Source organism: Pseudomonas sp. YeP6b (assembly GCF_025642995.1).
In the GTDB taxonomy this organism is placed as follows: Bacteria; Pseudomonadota; Gammaproteobacteria; order Pseudomonadales; family Pseudomonadaceae; genus Aquipseudomonas.
The window spans coordinates 2487772-2506786 of record NZ_CP080090.1 but is presented as its reverse complement, the minus strand read 5'-3'; the positions used below and the strand labels follow the sequence as shown (position 1 = coordinate 2506786).

Annotated in this window: 12 protein-coding genes, 2 tRNA genes, 3 rRNA genes and 1 pseudogene; 6 read left to right on the top strand and 12 right to left on the bottom strand. The window is 57.3% G+C overall.

The annotated features are described in order from the left end of the window. Positions 1-65: 65 nt before the first annotated feature. The 4 genes from KZH41_RS11300 to KZH41_RS11285 form a co-directional block, all read right to left on the bottom strand. The gene (locus KZH41_RS11300; RefSeq protein WP_094951194.1) at positions 66-647 is read right to left on the bottom strand and encodes a DUF4174 domain-containing protein; all 582 of its coding nucleotides are present in this window, start codon (positions 645-647) and stop codon (positions 66-68) included. 163 nt (positions 648-810) lie between these two features. Further along, the gene (locus KZH41_RS11295) at positions 811-1443 is read right to left on the bottom strand and encodes a glutathione S-transferase N-terminal domain-containing protein (protein WP_094951193.1); all 633 of its coding nucleotides are present in this window, start codon (positions 1441-1443) and stop codon (positions 811-813) included. A gap of 13 nt (positions 1444-1456) precedes the next feature. Next, positions 1457-2035: a GNAT family N-acetyltransferase gene (locus tag KZH41_RS11290; RefSeq protein ID WP_094951192.1), complete on the bottom strand. Its 579-nt coding sequence runs from the start codon at positions 2033-2035 to the stop codon at positions 1457-1459. A 74-nt stretch (positions 2036-2109) separates the two neighbouring features. Beyond that, positions 2110-4467 carry a DNA polymerase II gene (locus tag KZH41_RS11285; RefSeq protein ID WP_263274829.1) on the bottom strand — a complete coding sequence of 786 codons (2358 nt, stop codon included), beginning with the start codon at positions 4465-4467 and terminating at the stop codon, positions 2110-2112. Positions 4468-4624: 157 nt separating this feature from the next. Here KZH41_RS11285 and KZH41_RS30450 point away from each other — a divergent pair. After that, positions 4625-4999, top strand: a pseudogene (locus tag KZH41_RS30450) (hypothetical protein); the annotation flags it as partial. A gap of 54 nt (positions 5000-5053) precedes the next feature. Here the strand turns inward: KZH41_RS30450 and KZH41_RS11275 are convergent. Beyond that, positions 5054-5521 carry an SRPBCC family protein gene (locus tag KZH41_RS11275; protein WP_263274827.1) on the bottom strand — a complete coding sequence of 156 codons (468 nt, stop codon included), beginning with the start codon at positions 5519-5521 and terminating at the stop codon, positions 5054-5056. A gap of 96 nt (positions 5522-5617) precedes the next feature. On the opposite strand from KZH41_RS11275, the gene KZH41_RS11270 reads away from it, so the two are divergent. Next, on the top strand, positions 5618-6019 hold the full coding sequence (locus KZH41_RS11270) for a GFA family protein (protein WP_094951189.1): 402 nt from the start codon (positions 5618-5620) through the stop codon (positions 6017-6019). A gap of 1 nt (position 6020) precedes the next feature. On the opposite strand, the gene mrdA is transcribed toward KZH41_RS11270, so the two are convergent. From mrdA to KZH41_RS11240, 6 genes are all read right to left on the bottom strand, one after another. Further along, positions 6021-7913 (bottom strand): penicillin-binding protein 2, encoded by a 1893-nt coding sequence (gene mrdA, locus KZH41_RS11265; protein ID WP_094951188.1) that lies wholly within the window; start codon positions 7911-7913, stop codon positions 6021-6023. A gap of 431 nt (positions 7914-8344) precedes the next feature. Further along, a 5S ribosomal RNA gene (gene rrf, locus KZH41_RS11260) occupies positions 8345-8460 on the bottom strand. A 170-nt stretch (positions 8461-8630) separates the two neighbouring features. Continuing rightward, a 23S ribosomal RNA gene (locus KZH41_RS11255) occupies positions 8631-11522 on the bottom strand. Positions 11523-11773: 251 nt separating this feature from the next. After that, positions 11774-11849, bottom strand: a tRNA-Ala gene (locus tag KZH41_RS11250). A 30-nt stretch (positions 11850-11879) separates the two neighbouring features. Next, positions 11880-11956: transfer RNA gene (locus KZH41_RS11245), tRNA-Ile, on the bottom strand. A gap of 82 nt (positions 11957-12038) precedes the next feature. Beyond that, positions 12039-13575, bottom strand: a 16S ribosomal RNA gene (locus KZH41_RS11240). Together the 16S, 23S and 5S rRNA genes with 2 tRNA genes alongside form the textbook arrangement of a ribosomal RNA operon. Before the next feature lie 701 nt (positions 13576-14276). Here KZH41_RS11240 and rhtA point away from each other — a divergent pair. The 4 genes from rhtA to KZH41_RS11220 all read left to right on the top strand — a co-directional run bounded on the left by rhtA (position 14277) and on the right by KZH41_RS11220 (position 17083). Beyond that, a complete protein-coding gene (gene rhtA, locus KZH41_RS11235; RefSeq protein ID WP_094953515.1) occupies positions 14277-15164 on the top strand; it encodes a threonine/homoserine exporter RhtA in 888 nt (295 codons plus the stop codon). Between the two features lie 165 nt (positions 15165-15329). Further along, entirely contained in the window at positions 15330-15611 is a 282-nt protein-coding gene (locus KZH41_RS11230; RefSeq protein ID WP_094953514.1) for a hypothetical protein, read from the top strand. Positions 15612-15724: 113 nt separating this feature from the next. After that, complete coding sequence (locus tag KZH41_RS11225) at positions 15725-16456, top strand: SDR family oxidoreductase (protein WP_094953513.1); 732 nt, start codon at positions 15725-15727, stop codon at positions 16454-16456. A gap of 36 nt (positions 16457-16492) precedes the next feature. After that, a complete protein-coding gene (locus tag KZH41_RS11220; protein WP_094953512.1) occupies positions 16493-17083 on the top strand; it encodes a 2-hydroxychromene-2-carboxylate isomerase in 591 nt (196 codons plus the stop codon). Between the two features lie 91 nt (positions 17084-17174). Here the strand turns inward: KZH41_RS11220 and KZH41_RS11215 are convergent, their stop codons facing one another. Next, complete coding sequence (locus KZH41_RS11215) at positions 17175-18983, bottom strand: aminopeptidase P family protein (RefSeq protein WP_094953511.1); 1809 nt, start codon at positions 18981-18983, stop codon at positions 17175-17177. Positions 18984-19015 lie beyond the last annotated feature (32 nt).

Below are 19015 nucleotides of genomic sequence, written 5' to 3'. Positions count from 1 at the left end.
CAAAGGTGTTTTGACTGACACTCCGTCATCGCGGGCAAGCCCGCTCCCACAAGGGTTATGTAGGTTCAATCATCGAGTTGCGCAGGGGCTGCCTTGCTGCCGGCCTTGGCAGGCTTGGCTGCTTTGGCGCCTTTGGCTGGCTCGGCGGCTGGCTCGGGTTCGGCTGGGGCGGCGAGTTCTTTTTCAGCCATGGGCATCTGGTCGATGGCGCTGAAGAACTCTTTCAGGTCGAGGGTATCCGGTGGCACGGTTTTCTCGACTTTCTTCTCGCCGTCCTTGCCCACCAGAATCACTTTGGTGCCGCTGCCGGCGCCGAGTTTGAGGGCGCGGATCAGCGCGTTGGTTTCAGGCGGCGTGAGCTTTTTGTTGTCCTTCGCGTCCTTGGCGAATTTTTCGCCTTCAGCACCGATGCTGCCGAACTTCACGGTGTAGAACACCATGTTGCGCTCTTCAAAGGACTGCTTGTTGGCAGGCTCGTCCAGCTGTTTTTTGAGGGTCGCCAATGTGTCGTTGCCGGAATCAAGTTCCACCACCACCAGCGGACGGGACTTGCCCACGTCCTGCTTGAGCGGGTTGATATCATCCGCGGCCAACAGCGGCCCCGTAAAAGCCATCAAGGTAGCCAGGGTCAGCGACCGGATGAGCATGCGCACCTCCTTTGAATTCCATGCAAGTTCTTGAGTTTCATGTCTGCGACAGCCAAATTCAAGGATGATTCCTACACCTCATTAAGAAGCGTAGGTCAGGAAGCCCGCTACGCAAGGGGTTGGACAGGTGCAACGGTGATTGTTTCTTCTGATTGCAGAAACATTAGGAGACGCCCCATTCCGGCCAATGCCGAGCAAACACGGGCGCCACGAGGGGGTCGGCATCCACCTGCGCCAGCGTCTGGGCAAAGCCTGGCGCCAGGTCGTTTAACACATCCCGCGCCGCATCCCAGCGCGACACCGCTGCGGCCATGATGCCCAGTGCATTCGGCACAGTATCCGGGGTAAACAACTGGTCGGCGAACTGCTGGGCGAACACCACCCAGGCGTGATGCAGATAGCGCCGCGTACCGGTGGTCAATTGCGTTTGCAGCGCTTCATCTGCGGTGCCCAGCCAGCGTTGCGGGTAGTCGATGATGCCGATGGCCGAGTAGCAGTTCGCGGCGATGTACACCAGGCCGCGCAGGATCTGCGCGCGGTTGCCGGCGAGTAGATGGGAGGCGGGGAACTCCAGGCCCAGGTGGATCAGGATCGCGGCGCTTTCGGTCAGCACCTGGCCATCGGGCGTGACCAGGGTGGGAATCTGTTTGAGCGGGTTGATGCGCGCCAGGTCTTCGCTGCCCTCGCCGTCCGCCCAGGAACTGGCGTCGATACGGCGCCAGGGCACCGCGCAACGCTGTAGGGCGATTTCGATCATGCAAGAGCCGGATTCATCAATGCCGTAGAGCGTGTACATGGGCGTTTCTTCCTTATCGCAGCAGTTTGGCCTGCAAGTTGGCCTTCACCTGCGGCCATTCCGAATCGATGATGCTAAAGCGCACCGAGTTGCGCTTGCGCCCGTCGGGCATGATGCGTTCGTGGCGCACGATGCCTTCTTGTAAGGCGCCGAGGCGCAGGATCGCGGCGCGGGACTTTTCGTTGAGTTCGTCGGTGCTGAATTGCACGCGCACGCACTCCAATACTTCGAAGGCGTAGGTCAGCAGCAACAGTTTGGCTTCGGTGTTGACCGCGGTTTTTTGCGTGGATTGCGCCAAGAAAGTGTGGCCGATCTCAAGCTTGCGATTCACCCTGTCCACCTTCCAGAAGCGTGTACTGCCGACCACCTGGCCGCTGTCGCGACGTACCACAGCGAACGGGATCATGCTGCCGGCCTCACGGCCGATGAGCGCAATGTCGAGGTACTTGTCGACAGTCTCGGGGCCGGGCACATTGGTGACGTTGAGGTTCCACAGCTCGCCGTCGGCGGCAGCCTCGACCAAGGCAGCCGCGTGTTCACGTTGCAGTGGCTGGAGTTCGACCGTGTTGCCGGTCAGGGTGATCTGAGTCATGAGAAGCTGCGCCGTCTGAGGGTGGTCATCATCAGGCCAAGAGTGCAGGCTCGTATCCCCTCCAGGCAAGCGTTTTAGAACAGGCCCATTTGCCCGCCGACCAGGGTGGCGAAATCGTCGTTGACGAACGGCAGAATCGCATCCGCCACCGGCTGCAATTGCCGGGTGACGTAGTGGTCGTAGTCGATCGGCGCCTGCCGCACTTCCAGCGGTTCCGGGCCGTTGACCGTGATCACATAGCTGATCCAGCCACCGCGCTGGTACTGGCGCGGGCGCCCCAGGCGGTCGTTGTATTCATCGGCCAGGCGTGCGGCGCGCACATGCGGCGGCACGTTGCGTTCGTAGTCGTCCAATTGGCGGCGCAGGCGTTTGCGGTAGATCAGCAAGTCGTCGAGTTCGCCACTCAAGGTGCGGCGCACGTAGTCGCGAACGTAGTCCTGATGGGGCTGGCGATGGAAGATGCGCTGGTAGAGCTCCTGCTGGAATTGCCGGGCCAGGGGCGACCAGTCGCTGCGCACGGTTTCCAGGCCTTTGTAGATCATCTCTTCGCTGCCATCAGCGCGCACGACCAAGCCGGCGTAACGCTTTTTGCTGCCCTCCTCCGCACCGCGAATGGTCGGCATGAGAAAGCGGCTGAAGTGGGTTTCGTATTGCAGTTCCAGGGCGCTTTGCAGGCCGTATTCAGCTTGCAAATGCGCGCGCCACCAGTCGTTGACGTGCTGCACCAATTCCCGGCCGATGCGGCTGGCGTCATCCGCAGCATGCGCACTGCCGAGCCAGACGAAGGTGGAGTCGGTGTCGCCGTAGATCACCTCATACCCCTTGGCCTCCACCAGCTCGCGGGTCTGGCGCATGATCTGATGCCCGCGCATCGTGATCGAGGACGCCAGCCGGGTGTCGAAGAACCGGCAACCGCTGGAACCGAGCACGCCGTAGAAGGCGTTCATGATGATCTTCAGCGCCTGGGACAATGGCGCGTTGTGGTCACGCTTGGCGGCTTCGCGCCCTTCGGAAACGCGGGTGACGATGGACGGCAGGCAGTGCCGGGTACGCGAAAAGCGCGCGCCGCGAAAGCCTTCCACCGACTCGCTGTCATCGGGGTGCTTGAGGCCTTCGATCAGCCCCACCGGGTCGATCAGGAAGCTGCGAATGATCGACGGGTAAAGGCTTTTGTAGTCGAGCACCAGCACCGATTCATAGAGGCCGGGACGCGAGTCCATCACGAACCCGCCGGGGCTGGCCTGGGGCGGTTTGTCGCCCAGGTTCGGCGCGACGAAGCCCTGGCGGTGCATCAGCGGCATGTACAAATGGGTGAACGCCGCGACGGAACCGCCGTTGCGGTCGGCCGGCAGCCCGGTGACGCTGGCGCGCTCGAGCAGGAACTTGAGCAGCTCGGTTTTCTCGAAAATCCGCGTGACCAGCTCGCAGTCCTTGAGGTTGTAGCGCGCCAGGGCGGGCTTGTCCTCGGCGAACATGCGGTTGATTTCGTCCATGCGCTGGTACGGCGTGGAGATGTCCTTGCCTTCGCCGAGCAGGGTTTGCGCGACGTTTTCCAGGCTAAAGGACTCGAAGCTCCAAGTGGCCGAGCGCAGGGCTTCGATGCCGTCGATAATCAAGCGCCCCGCTGCAGACGCGAAGTAGTGATTGCGGCTGCCGTGTTCGCGCCAGGCCATGGCTTCACCGCCACGGCCCAGCAACAGCGGCACGTTGAGGCGCTGGGCATGCTCGTGGAGCACGCGCAGGTCGAACTGCACCACGTTCCAGCCGATGATCGCGTCGGGGTCATGGGTGGCCAGCCATTGGTTGAGGCGTTCGAGCAGTTGCGCGCGGGTGTCGCAGTAGTCGAGTTTGAAGTCCACCGCGCAGGTTTTGTTCGCCGGGCCGAGCATGTACACCTGGCGCTCGCCGCAGCCCTCGAGGGCGATGGAATACAGATCGCCCTGGGCGGTGGTCTCGATGTCCAGGGACACCAGCTTCAGCGGCGGGCGGTAGTCGGGCGCGGGTTTCATCTGCGCGTCGATCAGGCTGCCGTTGGCGTCTGGTGTGCCGCCGAACCACACCGGGGCGGTGATGAAGCGCTCCATCATGTAGCGCTCGGGCGGGCGCACGTCGCCTTCGTAGACATCCACACCGGCGGCACGCAGGCGTTTTTCCAGGTCCATCAACTGGCGGTGCTGGCGGGTGTAGAGGCCCAATACCGGGCGGTGATGGAAATCGCACAGCTGCAGCGGGCGCAGCTCGATATCGCGCTCGCCGTTGAGCAACCAACCCAGCGGCTTGCGATAGGCCTCGGGAATGAACATCACCGAGGTTTGCGCGGGTAAGCGCACGCACCGGGGGCCTTGGTCGGTCGCCAGCCAGAAACTGACCTCCGTACCTGCCGCCGTGTCGCGCCAATGCCGGGTCAGGACAAAACCCTGCTGTAAATCCACCGTACCGCACCTCAGGAATCGCTTTCAGGGCGTGATTCTACTCGGCATCCGGGCAAACGCGGCACGTTAACGCGCAGGGCGAACGCAATCTCACAAATTGGCTGAAGAACATTAATAACACTTACTATTATTCGCGCCGGAGTCGTCTGCGCGTTTGGATGTGCCGTTGCGCCGTTTCAGCACGGACATCAGCAGCGATGGGCGGGTTGGCGAACACCTCGACATCGGCGGCTAGCCACTACGCACCGAAATGGGGTTACACCAATATTGAAGACACGGTCGGCATGCTGCGCGCTGAATATGACCTAAGCGACCACTGGACGGCTTACCTCGCGGGCGGCGACAAACATGCCGATGAGGATGGCCGTTATTCGTCGGTGACGCTGACAGACAATCTCGGCAACGCACGGTGACGGGCTCGCGTATTCACCACTTGGAAGACAACACCCGCTTGATGACCGGCTGAACGGTAGGTGCCGTCAGCCACACACTCAGTGTCGGGCTGACGGGGATCTGGACACAGGCGCGCAACCAGTCAAACGACTGAGCGTTTTGATAACGGGCAGCATCAAGATGCCCGTTTGGGTCAGGCGCGACGGGCCTGGCCCAGATAGGTTTCGATGTTGCTCATTTGCTCATCCCAGCCACGGGAATTCTTCTTGAAGGCTTTCTGGCGTCGGGCTTCGGGCACGGCGTCAAAACCGGACTCAACCACCCGCAGCAGAATGCCTGGCGCGCGATCTTCGATGGTGAATTCCACCAGGGTTGGTGTTTCGCTGTCGTAGTCGACACCTTCTTCGACCGCGTAAGGGTGCCACCAGAACGAGAACAGGGTTTGTGGCAAGATGCGTTCGATCTTGGCCTTCCACACCACATGCTCGTAGCCTTTATAGGTGATCGGCGCTTCGATGGTTTGCCCGGGGGCAAAGGTTTTGCCTTCGAGGGCGATGCCGAACCAACTGCCGAATTGCTCGGCATCGGTGAGTGCTTCCCACACCTGTTTACGTGGAGCGTTGAGCAGGACTTTTCGTTCGATGCGATCTAATACATGCATAAGTCACCTCCTCCATTGACAGTAGGCGACATCGACCAATGCGCAACCGTCGGTTCTGCGCGATGATGAGCCCATCCCTGATCAGGTAATACGAGTATGACTGACCCGTTGAATGGAAGTTGCTTCTGCGAGGCTGTGCGCTACCAAGTCGACAACCTGGACATGCCCATCAGCCATTGCCACTGCGACAGCTGCCGTAAGGTGCATGCCGCAGCATTTGTGGCCACGGCTGGGGTGATGCGCGAACATTTTCGCTGGACGCAGGGTGAGGCGCTGCTGTCATCGTTTGAGTCTTCGCCCGGCAAACTCCGGCATTTCTGCTCGCGTTGCGGCTCACATCTGATGGCGGAGCGAGGGCATCAGCCCCATGTGATTGTGCGGGTGGCGACGCTGGATAATGATCCGGGCGTACGGCCCACCGCGCACATCTGGACGGCCCATGATGTGCCCTGGCTTGCGTATGCAGGCGTAGAGCACTGGGACGAATGGAAGGCCTGATTTAAACGCGCGGGTCGCCCGGGGCTTTGGCCGGCGTGGCATATTGCGGCTTCAGGTGGCCGTCCTGGTCGAGTAGCCAGGCATCCATGATTTGCCGCACCACAGGGCCCGCTACCCGGCCTCCGGCCTCGCCGTTTTCGATCATCACCGAGATCACGATTGTCGGGTGCTCGGCCGGCGCGAAGCCAACGAACAAGGCGTTGTCGCGATGGCGCTCCAGGGTCTTGTTACGGTTGTAACGCTCACCCTGCTTGATCGCGACGACTTGTGCTGTACCACTCTTGCCGGCGATGCGGTATTGCGCGCCTGCTGCTGCGGCCCGCGCGATACCACGCGGGTCATGCATCACCAGCTGCATGCCATGGTTAACCTGCTCCCAATCACGCGGGTCCTTGAGGACCACGTTGGGCATCGGGTTCTCATCCACTGGCGGCACGCCATTGATGGTTTTGGCCAGGTGCGGTCGGTTCCACACGCCTTTGTTGGCAATCAAAGCGGTGGCCTGGGCTAACTGCAACGGTGTGACTTGCATGTAGCCCTGGCCGATGCCGAGGATCACGGTTTCGCCCGGGAACCACGGCTGGCGCCGTGTCGCGCGCTTCCAGGCCTGGGAAGGCATCAGGCCGGCTGACTCTTCGAACATGTCGAGGGAGACTTTCTGGCCGAGGCCGAATTCGGCCAGGTAGTCGTGCAGGCGGTCGATGCCCAGCTTGTGGGCCAGGTCGTAAAAATACGTGTCGTTGGAACGCATGATGGCGGCGTCCATGTCCACCCAGCCGTCGCCGCTGTGGTTCCAGTTACGGTATTTGTGGTCAAAATCGGGCAACTGGTAGTAACCGGGGTCGAACACGCGAGTTTGCGCGGTGACCACGCCACTGTCGAGGCCGGCGATAGCGACTTCCGGCTTGATCGTCGAACCGGGCGCGTAGAGCCCGCGCAGCACGCGGTTGAACAGCGGCCGGTCGATGGAATCATGCAGCGCGGCATATTCCTTGAAGCTGATGCCGGTGACGAACAGGTTCGGGTCAAAGCTCGGCTTGCTGACCATCGCCAGGACTTCGCCAGTTTGCGGGTCGAGGGCAACCACCGAACCGCGCCGATCGCCCAAGGCCTCTTCCGCGGCTTCCTGCAGTTTGACGTCCAGGCTCAGAACGATGTTTTTACCGGGGATCGGGTCGGTGTGCTTAAGCACCCGCAGCACACGGCCTTGGGCGTTGGTCTCGACCTCTTCATAACCCACGTGGCCGTGCAGTTCGGACTCGTAGAAGCGCTCGATACCGGTTTTGCCGATGGACTGGGTACCGCGGTACTCCACGGAGTCGAGGGCTTTGGATTCTTTTTCGTTGATTCGGCCGACATAGCCGATTGAATGCGCAAAGTGCGCGCCCAACGGGTAATGGCGAACGAACTGCGGTTCAACGTCCACCCCGGGCAGGCGGAATTCGTTAACAGCCAATACGGCGATCTGTTCTTCGGTCAATTCGTAGAACAACGTGACGGGCACGAAAGGATGGCGCGCCTGTTTCAGCGCCTTGTCGAATACGGCTCGGTCTTCGGCGGGCAAGTGCAACAGATTGACGATGGCGTCCAGTTCACCCTTGAGGTCGGTGGTACGTTCGCGGGTGATCGTCAGGTTGTAGCTGGGACGGTTGTCGGCCAGCACCACGCCGTTACGGTCATAGATCAGCCCGCGGGTGGGCGTAATCGGCAGGACGTGGACCCGGTTGTTTTCGGAAATGGTCGAGTGATAGTCGTACTGCACCACTTGCAGGAAATACATGCGGCCCACCAGGGCACAGGTGATGCCGATGACCAACAGCGCACAGGCGAGCAGGCGCTTGTTGACCAGGCGGTTTTCTTTTTCGTGATCCTTGATCGGTATCGGTTCAGGCATTTCTACAGCATCTCGTTGAAGAAGGTCGACGCCGCGTCCTGCGAATGAAAGATCAATCCTTGTGAAAATGTGCTGCACCATACCAAAAATGCAGAAACACTTTGCATCGATTTCCCCAACGGCATGCTGTTTTGTCAGGCCAGGACCGATTTTGGCTCCAGAAAGGCCTCCAGATCGAAGTGCCATACTCTCGGCAAGGGTATGGACTCTTTACAGTCCCTATGCCCGAGGAAAAAATGTGGGCCTGGAGACCGTAGGGTGTGTCGTTGGCGATGGCCCCAGCGCTTCCTCCCTGAGGGCTTAGGCGCTAGAGCGTGTCAGATACGCGCGTTAACACTGAGATTACTCGCGAGCATGACTTCTTTTACACTTTCCGACCGCCCAAAACAAAACCCCTGTTTGCGTTAGCAAACAGGGGTTCTTGAATTTAATCTTGACGATGACCTACTCTCACATGGGGAAACCCCACACTACCATCGGCGATGCATCGTTTCACTGCTGAGTTCGGGATGGGATCAGGTGGTTCCAATGCTCTATGGTCGTCAAGAAATTCGGGTACTGAGTCGTGACCTTATGGCCTCGCTTCAGCAAATTGGGTATGTGATAGCTTTCGGTGTTTTGTGAGATCGAACTTTCGGTTCTATCGTCTTCACACACCGCAATCTGATGCCTCTACTTGTTTCCAAGTCCGAAGTAGTCAAATTGCTTGGGTGTTATATGGTCAAGCCTCACGGGCAATTAGTATTGGTTAGCTCAACGCCTCACAGCGCTTACACACCCAACCTATCAACGTCGTAGTCTTCGACGGCCCTTCAGGGGACTCAAGGTCCCAGTGAGATCTCATCTTGAGGCTAGTTTCCCGCTTAGATGCTTTCAGCGGTTATCTATTCCGAACATAGCTACCCGGCAATGCCACTGGCGTGACAACCGGAACACCAGAGGTTCGTCCACTCCGGTCCTCTCGTACTAGGAGCAGCCCCTCTCAAATCTCAAACGTCCACGGCAGATAGGGACCGAACTGTCTCACGACGTTCTAAACCCAGCTCGCGTACCACTTTAAATGGCGAACAGCCATACCCTTGGGACCGGCTTCAGCCCCAGGATGTGATGAGCCGACATCGAGGTGCCAAACACCGCCGTCGATATGAACTCTTGGGCGGTATCAGCCTGTTATCCCCGGAGTACCTTTTATCCGTTGAGCGATGGCCCTTCCATACAGAACCACCGGATCACTAAGACCTACTTTCGTACCTGCTCGACGTGTCTGTCTCGCAGTCAAGCGCGCTTTTGCCTTTATACTCTACGACCGATTTCCGACCGGTCTGAGCGCACCTTCGTACTCCTCCGTTACTCTTTAGGAGGAGACCGCCCCAGTCAAACTACCCACCATACACTGTCCTCGATCCGGATAACGGACCTGAGTTAGAACCTCAAAGTTGCCAGGGTGGTATTTCAAGGTTGGCTCCACGCGAACTGGCGTCCACGCTTCAAAGCCTCCCACCTATCCTACACAAGCAAATTCAAAGTCCAGTGCAAAGCTATAGTAAAGGTTCACGGGGTCTTTCCGTCTAGCCGCGGATACACTGCATCTTCACAGCGATTTCAATTTCACTGAGTCTCGGGTGGAGACAGCGCCGCCATCGTTACGCCATTCGTGCAGGTCGGAACTTACCCGACAAGGAATTTCGCTACCTTAGGACCGTTATAGTTACGGCCGCCGTTTACCGGGGCTTCGATCAAGAGCTTCGCGTTAGCTAACCCCATCAATTAACCTTCCGGCACCGGGCAGGCGTCACACCCTATACGTCCACTTTCGTGTTTGCAGAGTGCTGTGTTTTTAATAAACAGTCGCAGCGGCCTGGTATCTTCGACCGGCATGAGCTTACGGAGCAAGTCCTTCACCCTCACCGGCGCACCTTCTCCCGAAGTTACGGTGCCATTTTGCCTAGTTCCTTCACCCGAGTTCTCTCAAGCGCCTTGGTATTCTCTACCCAACCACCTGTGTCGGTTTGGGGTACGGTTCCTGGTTACCTGAAGCTTAGAAGCTTTTCTTGGAAGCATGGCATCAACCACTTCGTTAACTAAAAGTTAACTCGTCATCAGCTCTCGGCCTTAGAATCCCGGATTTACCTAAGATTCCAGCCTACCACCTTAAACTTGGACAACCAACGCCAAGCTGGCCTAGCCTTCTCCGTCCCTCCATCGCAATAACCAGAAGTACAGGAATATTAACCTGTTTTCCATCGACTACGCTTTTCAGCCTCGCCTTAGGGACCGACTAACCCTGCGTCGATTAACGTTGCGCAGGAAACCTTGGTCTTTCGGCGTGGGTGTTTTTCACACCCATTGTCGTTACTCATGTCAGCATTCGCACTTCTGATACCTCCAGCAAGCTTCTCAACTCACCTTCACAGGCTTACAGAACGCTCCTCTACCGCATCACCTAAGTGATACCCGTAGCTTCGGTGTATGGTTTGAGCCCCGTTACATCTTCCGCGCAGGCCGACTCGACTAGTGAGCTATTACGCTTTCTTTAAAGGGTGGCTGCTTCTAAGCCAACCTCCTAGCTGTCTAAGCCTTCCCACATCGTTTCCCACTTAACCATAACTTTGGGACCTTAGCTGACGGTCTGGGTTGTTTCCCTTTTCACGACGGACGTTAGCACCCGCCGTGTGTCTCCCATGCTCGGCACTTGTAGGTATTCGGAGTTTGCATCGGTTTGGTAAGTCGGGATGACCCCCTAGCCGAAACAGTGCTCTACCCCCTACAGTGATACATGAGGCGCTACCTAAATAGCTTTCGAGGAGAACCAGCTATCTCCGAGCTTGATTAGCCTTTCACTCCGATCCACAGGTCATCCGCTAACTTTTCAACGGTAGTCGGTTCGGTCCTCCAGTTAGTGTTACCCAACCTTCAACCTGCCCATGGATAGATCGCCCGGTTTCGGGTCTATTCCCAGCGACTAGACGCCCTATTAAGACTCGCTTTCGCTACGCCTCCCCTATTCGGTTAAGCTCGCCACTGAAAATAAGTCGCTGACCCATTATACAAAAGGTACGCAGTCACCCAACAAAGTGGGCTCCCACTGCTTGTACGCATACGGTTTCAGGATCTATTTCACTCCCCTCTCCGGGGTTCTTTTCGCCTTTCCCTCACGGTACTAGTTCACTATCGGTCAGTCAGTAGTATTTAGCCTTGGAGGATGGTCCCCCCATATTCAGACAAAGTTTCTCGTGCTCCGTCCTACTCGATTTCATGACTAAGAGATTTTCGCGTACAGGGCTATCACCCACTATGGCCGCACTTTCCAGAGCGTTCCGCTAATCTCAAAGCCACTTAAGGGCTAGTCCCCGTTCGCTCGCCACTACTAAGGGAATCTCGGTTGATTTCTTTTCCTCAGGGTACTTAGATGTTTCAGTTCCCCTGGTTCGCCCCTTACACCTATGTATTCAGTGTAAGGTAACCATCTTATGATGGCTGGGTTCCCCCATTCAGACATCTCCGGATCAAAGTCTGTTTGCCGACTCCCCGAAGCTTTTCGCAGGCTACCACGTCTTTCATCGCCTCTGACTGCCAAGGCATCCACCGTATGCGCTTCTTCACTTGACCATATAACCCCAAGCAATCTGGTTATACTGTGAAGACAACATTCGCCGAAAATTCGATAATACTCAATTACGAGTAACTCACAAATTTTACCTTAGCCTGATCCGTTACCAGTGAAAGTAACGTTCAGTCTATCTTTCTATCACATACCCAAATTTTTAAAGAACGATCTAATCAAAGACTAGAAATCAACATTCACCATCACCTCGATGGAATGCTCATTTCTAAGCTTTCAAAACTTTCAGAAGCAGTAGTGGTGGAGCCAAACGGGATCGAACCGTTGACCTCCTGCGTGCAAGGCAGGCGCTCTCCCAGCTGAGCTATGGCCCCGTATTTCTACAGGCGTTTCCCACACAAAATTGGTGGGTCTGGGCAGATTCGAACTGCCGACCTCACCCTTATCAGGGGTGCGCTCTAACCAACTGAGCTACAGACCCAATTTCGGGCTGCTTCTTATCGTCTTCTTCAATGAATCAAGCAATTCGTGTGGGAACTTATGGAGCAGCTGATGTCGTCGATTAAGGAGGTGATCCAGCCGCAGGTTCCCCTACGGCTACCTTGTTACGACTTCACCCCAGTCATGAATCACACCGTGGTAACCGTCCTCCCGAAGGTTAGACTAGCTACTTCTGGTGCAACCCACTCCCATGGTGTGACGGGCGGTGTGTACAAGGCCCGGGAACGTATTCACCGCGACATTCTGATTCGCGATTACTAGCGATTCCGACTTCACGCAGTCGAGTTGCAGACTGCGATCCGGACTACGATCGGTTTTGTGGGATTAGCTCCACCTCGCGGCTTGGCAACCCTCTGTACCGACCATTGTAGCACGTGTGTAGCCCAGGCCGTAAGGGCCATGATGACTTGACGTCATCCCCACCTTCCTCCGGTTTGTCACCGGCAGTCTCCTTAGAGTGCCCACCATTACGTGCTGGTAACTAAGGACAAGGGTTGCGCTCGTTACGGGACTTAACCCAACATCTCACGACACGAGCTGACGACAGCCATGCAGCACCTGTCTCAATGTTCCCGAAGGCACCAATCTATCTCTAGAAAGTTCATTGGATGTCAAGGCCTGGTAAGGTTCTTCGCGTTGCTTCGAATTAAACCACATGCTCCACCGCTTGTGCGGGCCCCCGTCAATTCATTTGAGTTTTAACCTTGCGGCCGTACTCCCCAGGCGGTCAACTTAATGCGTTAGCTGCGCCACTAAGAGCTCAAGGCTCCCAACGGCTAGTTGACATCGTTTACGGCGTGGACTACCAGGGTATCTAATCCTGTTTGCTCCCCACGCTTTCGCACCTCAGTGTCAGTATTAGTCCAGGTGGTCGCCTTCGCCACTGGTGTTCCTTCCTATATCTACGCATTTCACCGCTACACAGGAAATTCCACCACCCTCTACCATACTCTAGTCAGTCAGTTTTGAATGCAGTTCCCAGGTTGAGCCCGGGGATTTCACATCCAACTTAACAAACCACCTACGCGCGCTTTACGCCCAGTAATTCCGATTAACGCTTGCACCCTCTGTATTACCGCGGCTGCTGGCACAGAGTTAGCCGGTGCTTATTCTGTCGGTAACGTCAAAACAATCACGTATTAGGTAACTGCTCTTCCTCCCAACTTAAAGTGCTTTACAATCCGAAGACCTTCTTCACACACGCGGCATGGCTGGATCAGGCTTTCGCCCATTGTCCAATATTCCCCACTGCTGCCTCCCGTAGGAGTCTGGACCGTGTCTCAGTTCCAGTGTGACTGATCATCCTCTCAGACCAGTTACGGATCGTAGCCTTGGTGAGCCATTACCTCACCAACTAGCTAATCCGACCTAGGCTCATCTGATAGCGCAAGGCCCGAAGGTCCCCTGCTTTCTCCCGTAGGACGTATGCGGTATTAGCGTCCGTTTCCGAACGTTATCCCCCACTACCAGGCAGATTCCTAGGCATTACTCACCCGTCCGCCGCTCTCAAGAGAAGCAAGCTTCTCTCTACCGCTCGACTTGCATGTGTTAGGCCTGCCGCCAGCGTTCAATCTGAGCCATGATCAAACTCTTCAGTTCAAACATCTTTGGGTTTTTAAGAAACCCTAAACTTGGCTCAGCAATCGTTGGTTACATCTTTGATTTCTCGCGGAGTAACTTGTGATGCTGATAATCTTGTTGACTATCAGTCTGACTCCACAAGCACCCACACGAATTGCTTGATTCAGTTGTTAAAGAGCGGTTGGTTAAGATCTTTCGTCTCAACCGAGGCGCGCATTCTACAGCAGCCTCATTTGCTGTCAAGTGATTATTTTCAGAAGTTTTCGAAGATTTCTTCAACAACTTCAACCACTTGCGCTTCCGATCTCTCGTTAGCGGGAGGCGAATTCTACAGCGTTACACGCTGCTGTCAACACCTCTTTTTCTCCGCTTTCGACCGAGAAGATCGAAACGTTAATAGAGCCAAACAACACTGCTCTACCAACTCCTTCTGGACTTCGATTAACTGAAGCGAACCGTTGTCGAATTCTGCATAACTCTTTGTTTACCAAGGAGTTTTCCGTTTCGACTGCGCCGGAAGTGGGGCGAATTATAGACTTCCAGAATCTGCCGTCAACCCTTAATTTGGATTTCCTATCAAACAGTCAGAAAACCTACACATCCCTTCTATATAGAGAGTCAAACAGAGCCGGCTGAGCAATATATTGCTCAAAACTCAACTGTTAAGCATCATAGGCCTTCTGCTTCTTCTCTACTATGACTTCGGACGAACACCCCCAATGAGCACCCCACCCCGCAGCCTGGCCTCGGCATTGTTTCCTGTCGGCCTGCTGTTGATCGCCATGGCCTCTATCCAGTCGGGCGCTTCGCTGGCCAAGAGCATGTTCCCCATCGTCGGCGCACAGGGCACCACGACCCTGCGACTGATTTTCGCCAGTGCGATTATGCTGCTTCTGTTACGCCCCTGGCGCGCCAAGCTGACGGCCAAGTCCCTGCGCACCGTCGTCATCTATGGCATGGCACTGGGCGGTATGAACTTTCTCTTCTATATGTCCTTGCGCACAGTGCCACTGGGCATCGCGGTAGCGCTGGAATTCACAGGCCCACTCGCCGTTGCTATCTACGCTTCGCGCCGAGCAGTGGACTTTCTGTGGATTGGCCTCGCAATTGCTGGCCTTCTTTTATTAATCCCAATTGGGGAAGCCAACAGCGGCATCGACTTGACCGGTGCAGCCTACGCACTGGGTGCCGGTGTCTGCTGGGCGTTGTACATTCTGTTCGGTCAGAAGGCCGGCAATGACAATGGCGTCCAAACTGCGGCTCTCGGCGTAATGATCGCCGCTTTGTTTGTCGCCCCCATCGGCATCGTGCATGCTGGCTCCGCTCTACTCACGCCCGCATTGATCCCCGTGGCGATTGGTGTCGCCATTCTCTCCACGGCCTTGCCCTACACCCTGGAAATGGTCGCGCTCACTCGCCTTCCTGCCCGCACCTTCGGCACCCTGATGAGTATCGAACCCGCATTCGGCGCGCTTTCCGGTCTGTTCTTCCTGCAGGAACATTTGTCCCTGGCACAATGGCTGGCCATCGCGTGCATTATTTTGGCCTCAGTAGGCGCCACACTGACGATGCGCAACGAATCCAAACCCTTGGTGCCGGCGGACTGATCATCTTTAAAGGTAGCTCTAGTATTTGCCGCTCATTTAGGCCATGTTTAAGTCGCAAACGAATGTCATTCATGGAGAGTTTCGACAAGGACGCCTGAACGCTACAATCGAGAGCGAGTAAAGCCTGCCTAGCGCCTTTTTGCGAAGCGGCTATTAAGGACGGGAATGAAGCGAATTTTGATACTGTTATTGGTCGTAGGCATTGCTGGCTGTGCAGCGACCACCAAAACAGAAGTGAAACGGGGCAAAAAAGGGCTGCATATCAACTGTTCCGGGCTGTCCTCCTCCTGGGACCAGTGCTACACCAGTGCAACCAATTCATGTGGTGCCAAGGGCTACCGGGTTATCGCCAAGTCGGGTGACAACTCCGAAGAACCTGGCGACTACCCTTTCGGCCTCAACCCTGCCGGCTATACCAGCCGCAGCATGATCGTCATCTGTAAATGACCGCCCGAGCAGTCAATTGCGACTGCTCCCCCTTCTAAAATTTCTGACGTCGCCCCGGCCATTTTCGACGCTGCGTCTACACTCCTGCTCGACGACTGAGCAACGGAGTTACCATGACAGACAACCCGAAAATCGTACTGGTAGTGGGTGCCGGTGACGCCACCGGCGGCGCCATCGCCAAGCGCTTCGCCCGCGAGGGTTACATAGCCTGCGTCACCCGCCGCAGCGCCGACAAGCTGCAGCCCTTGGTGGACAGCATCCAGGCAGCGGGTGGCCAAGCTCATGGCTTTGCCTGCGATGCGCGCAAAGAAGACGACGTCATCGCGTTGATCGAGCAGATCGAAACCGAACTAGGCCCCATCGAAGCATTCGTCTTCAACATCGGCGCCAATGTGCCGTGCAGCATCCTCGAAGAAACAGCGCGCAAGTACTTCAAGATATGGGAGATGGCCTGCTTCTCCGGCTTCCTGAACGCGCGCGAAGTGGCCAAACGGATGGTCACGCGCAACCGTGGCACCCTCTTGTTCACGGGTGCGACAGCAGGCTTGCGCGGTAGTGCAGGTTTTGCTGCCTTCGCCGGCGCCAAGCACGGCATCCGAGCGCTCGCGCAAAGCATGGCGCGAGAACTCGGGCCCATGAATATCCACGTCGCCCATGTGGTGATCGACGGTGCCATCGACACGGACTTCATTCGCGACAATTTCCCACAAAAATACGCCCAGAAAGATCAGGACGGCATCCTCAATCCCGAACACATCGCCGACAACTACTGGTACCTGCACACCCAGCCCCGCGACGCCTGGACCTTCGAGCTGGACCTGCGCCCCTGGAATGAGCCCTGGTAAGCACGCCTCCATAACAATAAGCAGCGAGCCTCGACCATGAGTAAAACCCTGGAATTCTTCTTTGACCTCGGCAGCCCCGCCACTTACCTGGCGTACACCCAACTCCCCGCCCTGTGTGCCGAAACCGGCACACAGCTGGTTTATCAACCAATGCTGTTGGGCGGCGTATTCAAAGCCACCGGCAATGCCTCACCGATCACCATCCCTGCCAAAGGTCGTTACATGTTTAATGACCTGGCGCGATACGCCCAACGCTACAACGTGACGCTCAAGTTCAACCCGCACTTCCCCATCAACACCCTGGTACTGATGCGTGCGGTGACTGGCATCCAAATGCGCCAACCCGAGCGTTTCCAAGACATCATCGACTGCCTGTTCCGCGCCCTATGGGTCGAAAGTCGTCACTTGGGCGATCCTGCTGTCGTGGCCTCGGTGCTGACCGAAGCGGGCTTTAACCCCGAAGAGGTGCTGGGCCTGGCGAATGACGAAAGCGTAAAAGCTGCACTCAAGGACACCACCGAACAAGCCATTCAACGCGGCGTGTTCGGTGCGCCCAGTATGTTTGTAGGCAACCAGCTGTTCTTCGGTCAGGACCGTCTGGATTTTGTGCGCGAAGCCCTCAGCTAGAGGTCGGCCAACGCAATCCAGATACCCGGGCCAAGGCGCTCGTCGAGTCTATCGTCGACGCCCTGGCCCAGCCCCCCCGAACTGCAGCCGATCAAATAGCCGCAGTACGCACCTGCAACCATTCCAGCGCGGCACCGCTGAGCAACGGGCTCAAACGCTCTCGGACCTCAGCGTGGTAGGCGTTGAACCACTCGCGCTCGTCCGCCGTCAGCAGCGACGGTTCCAGGCAACGGGTATCGATTGGGCACAAGGTCAGGGTTTCAAACTTAAGGAACTCACCAAACTCGGTCTTGCCCGCTTCACGGTTCAACACCAGGTTCTCGATGCGCACCCCCCAACGGCCTGGGCGATAAGTACCCGGCTCAATCGACGTAATCATGCCTGGCTGCATAGCCGTTTGCGGCGTAATGGCGGCCTGATAAGCGATCACCTGTGGGCCTTCGTGCACATTCAAGAAATAACCTACACCGTGACCGGTACCATGGCCGTAGTCCACGCCTTCAGCCCAGATCGGCGCACGCGCAATGGCGTCCAGCAGCGGCGACAGAATGCCCTTGGGGAAGTGCGCGCGCGACAGAGCAATCACGCCCTTAAGCACACGCGTGCAGTCGCGCTTCTGCTCTTCGCTCGGCGCGCCGATCGGCACCATCCGCGTGATGTCCGTGGTGCCGCCCAGGTACTGGCCGCCCGAGTCGATCAGCAGCAAGCCATCGCCTTCGATCAGCGCGTGCTCTTCTTCGGTGGCGTGGTAGTGCGGCATCGCGCCGTTGGCGTTGAATGCAGCAATTGTATTGAAACTCAGCGACACATAACCCGGACGACGGGTACGCGCGGCCGTCAGGTGTTCATCAATGGTCAGCTCGGTGATGCGCTCACGGCCCAGCGCACTGTCCAGCCAAGCGAAGAATTCGCACAACGCCGCGCCATCCTGCTCCATGGCTTGGCGGATATGCTCGGCGTCCGCCAGGCTCTTGCGCGATTTGGCCAGGGTGGTCGGGTTCAACCCTTCGACCAGCTTGACGCCGGCATCGAGGTTTTCCAGCAAACCGGCCGTCACCCGCGCCGGGTCGACTTGCAGGCTCGCGCCCTTCGGCACGGCACGCAGCGCATCCGCCACTTCGCTGTAGTCGCGCAGGGTTACACCGTCTTGCTCCAGCACCGTACGCAACTCGGCATCGACCTTACTCGGCGCCACAAACAAAGTGGCCTGCTGCTGGTTGATCAAGGCAAACGAGACAAACACCGGGTTGAACGACACATCGCCGCCACGCAGGTTGAACAACCAGGCGATGTCATCCAGGGTGGCGATGAAGTGCCAGTCGGCGCCCTTCTCTTTCAAACTGGCGCGCAGCGTGGCGAGTTTCTCGCCACGGCTGACGGTGGCCTGCGGCGGCAAGTGTTGATAGATCGGCTGGTTCGGCAATGCCGGGCGGTCTTGCCAGACTTCATTGAGCACATCGATATCGGTACGCAAACGCGCGCCGCGCTCTGCCAGCTTGCCGCCCAAAGTACGCGCCGAGGCCACGGCCATGACCGCGCCGTCCACCGCCACCACGGCGCCTTCCGGGGTTTGCTCGGCCAGCCATTCCAGCGGGCCGGGTTGGCCGGGCTGCAACTTCACCAACTCGATACCACTGCCCTTGAGTTCCTTGGTCGCCTGTTCCCAATAACGGCTATCGGCCCACACACCGGCGAAATCTGCGGTGACAATCAATGTGCCCACTGAACCATGGAACCCCGACAACCATTGTCGCCCCTGCCAGTAACCCGGCAAGTACTCGGACAAGTGCGGGTCGGCCGAGGGCACCAGCAGGGCGTGGATGCCCTCGCGGCGCATCAGTTCACGGGTATGCGCCAGGCGCTGGGGAACCGTTCCATGGGTCAAAGGCTGCGTACTCATTGTGTCTCCTGCTAACCACTAATAATTGTTAT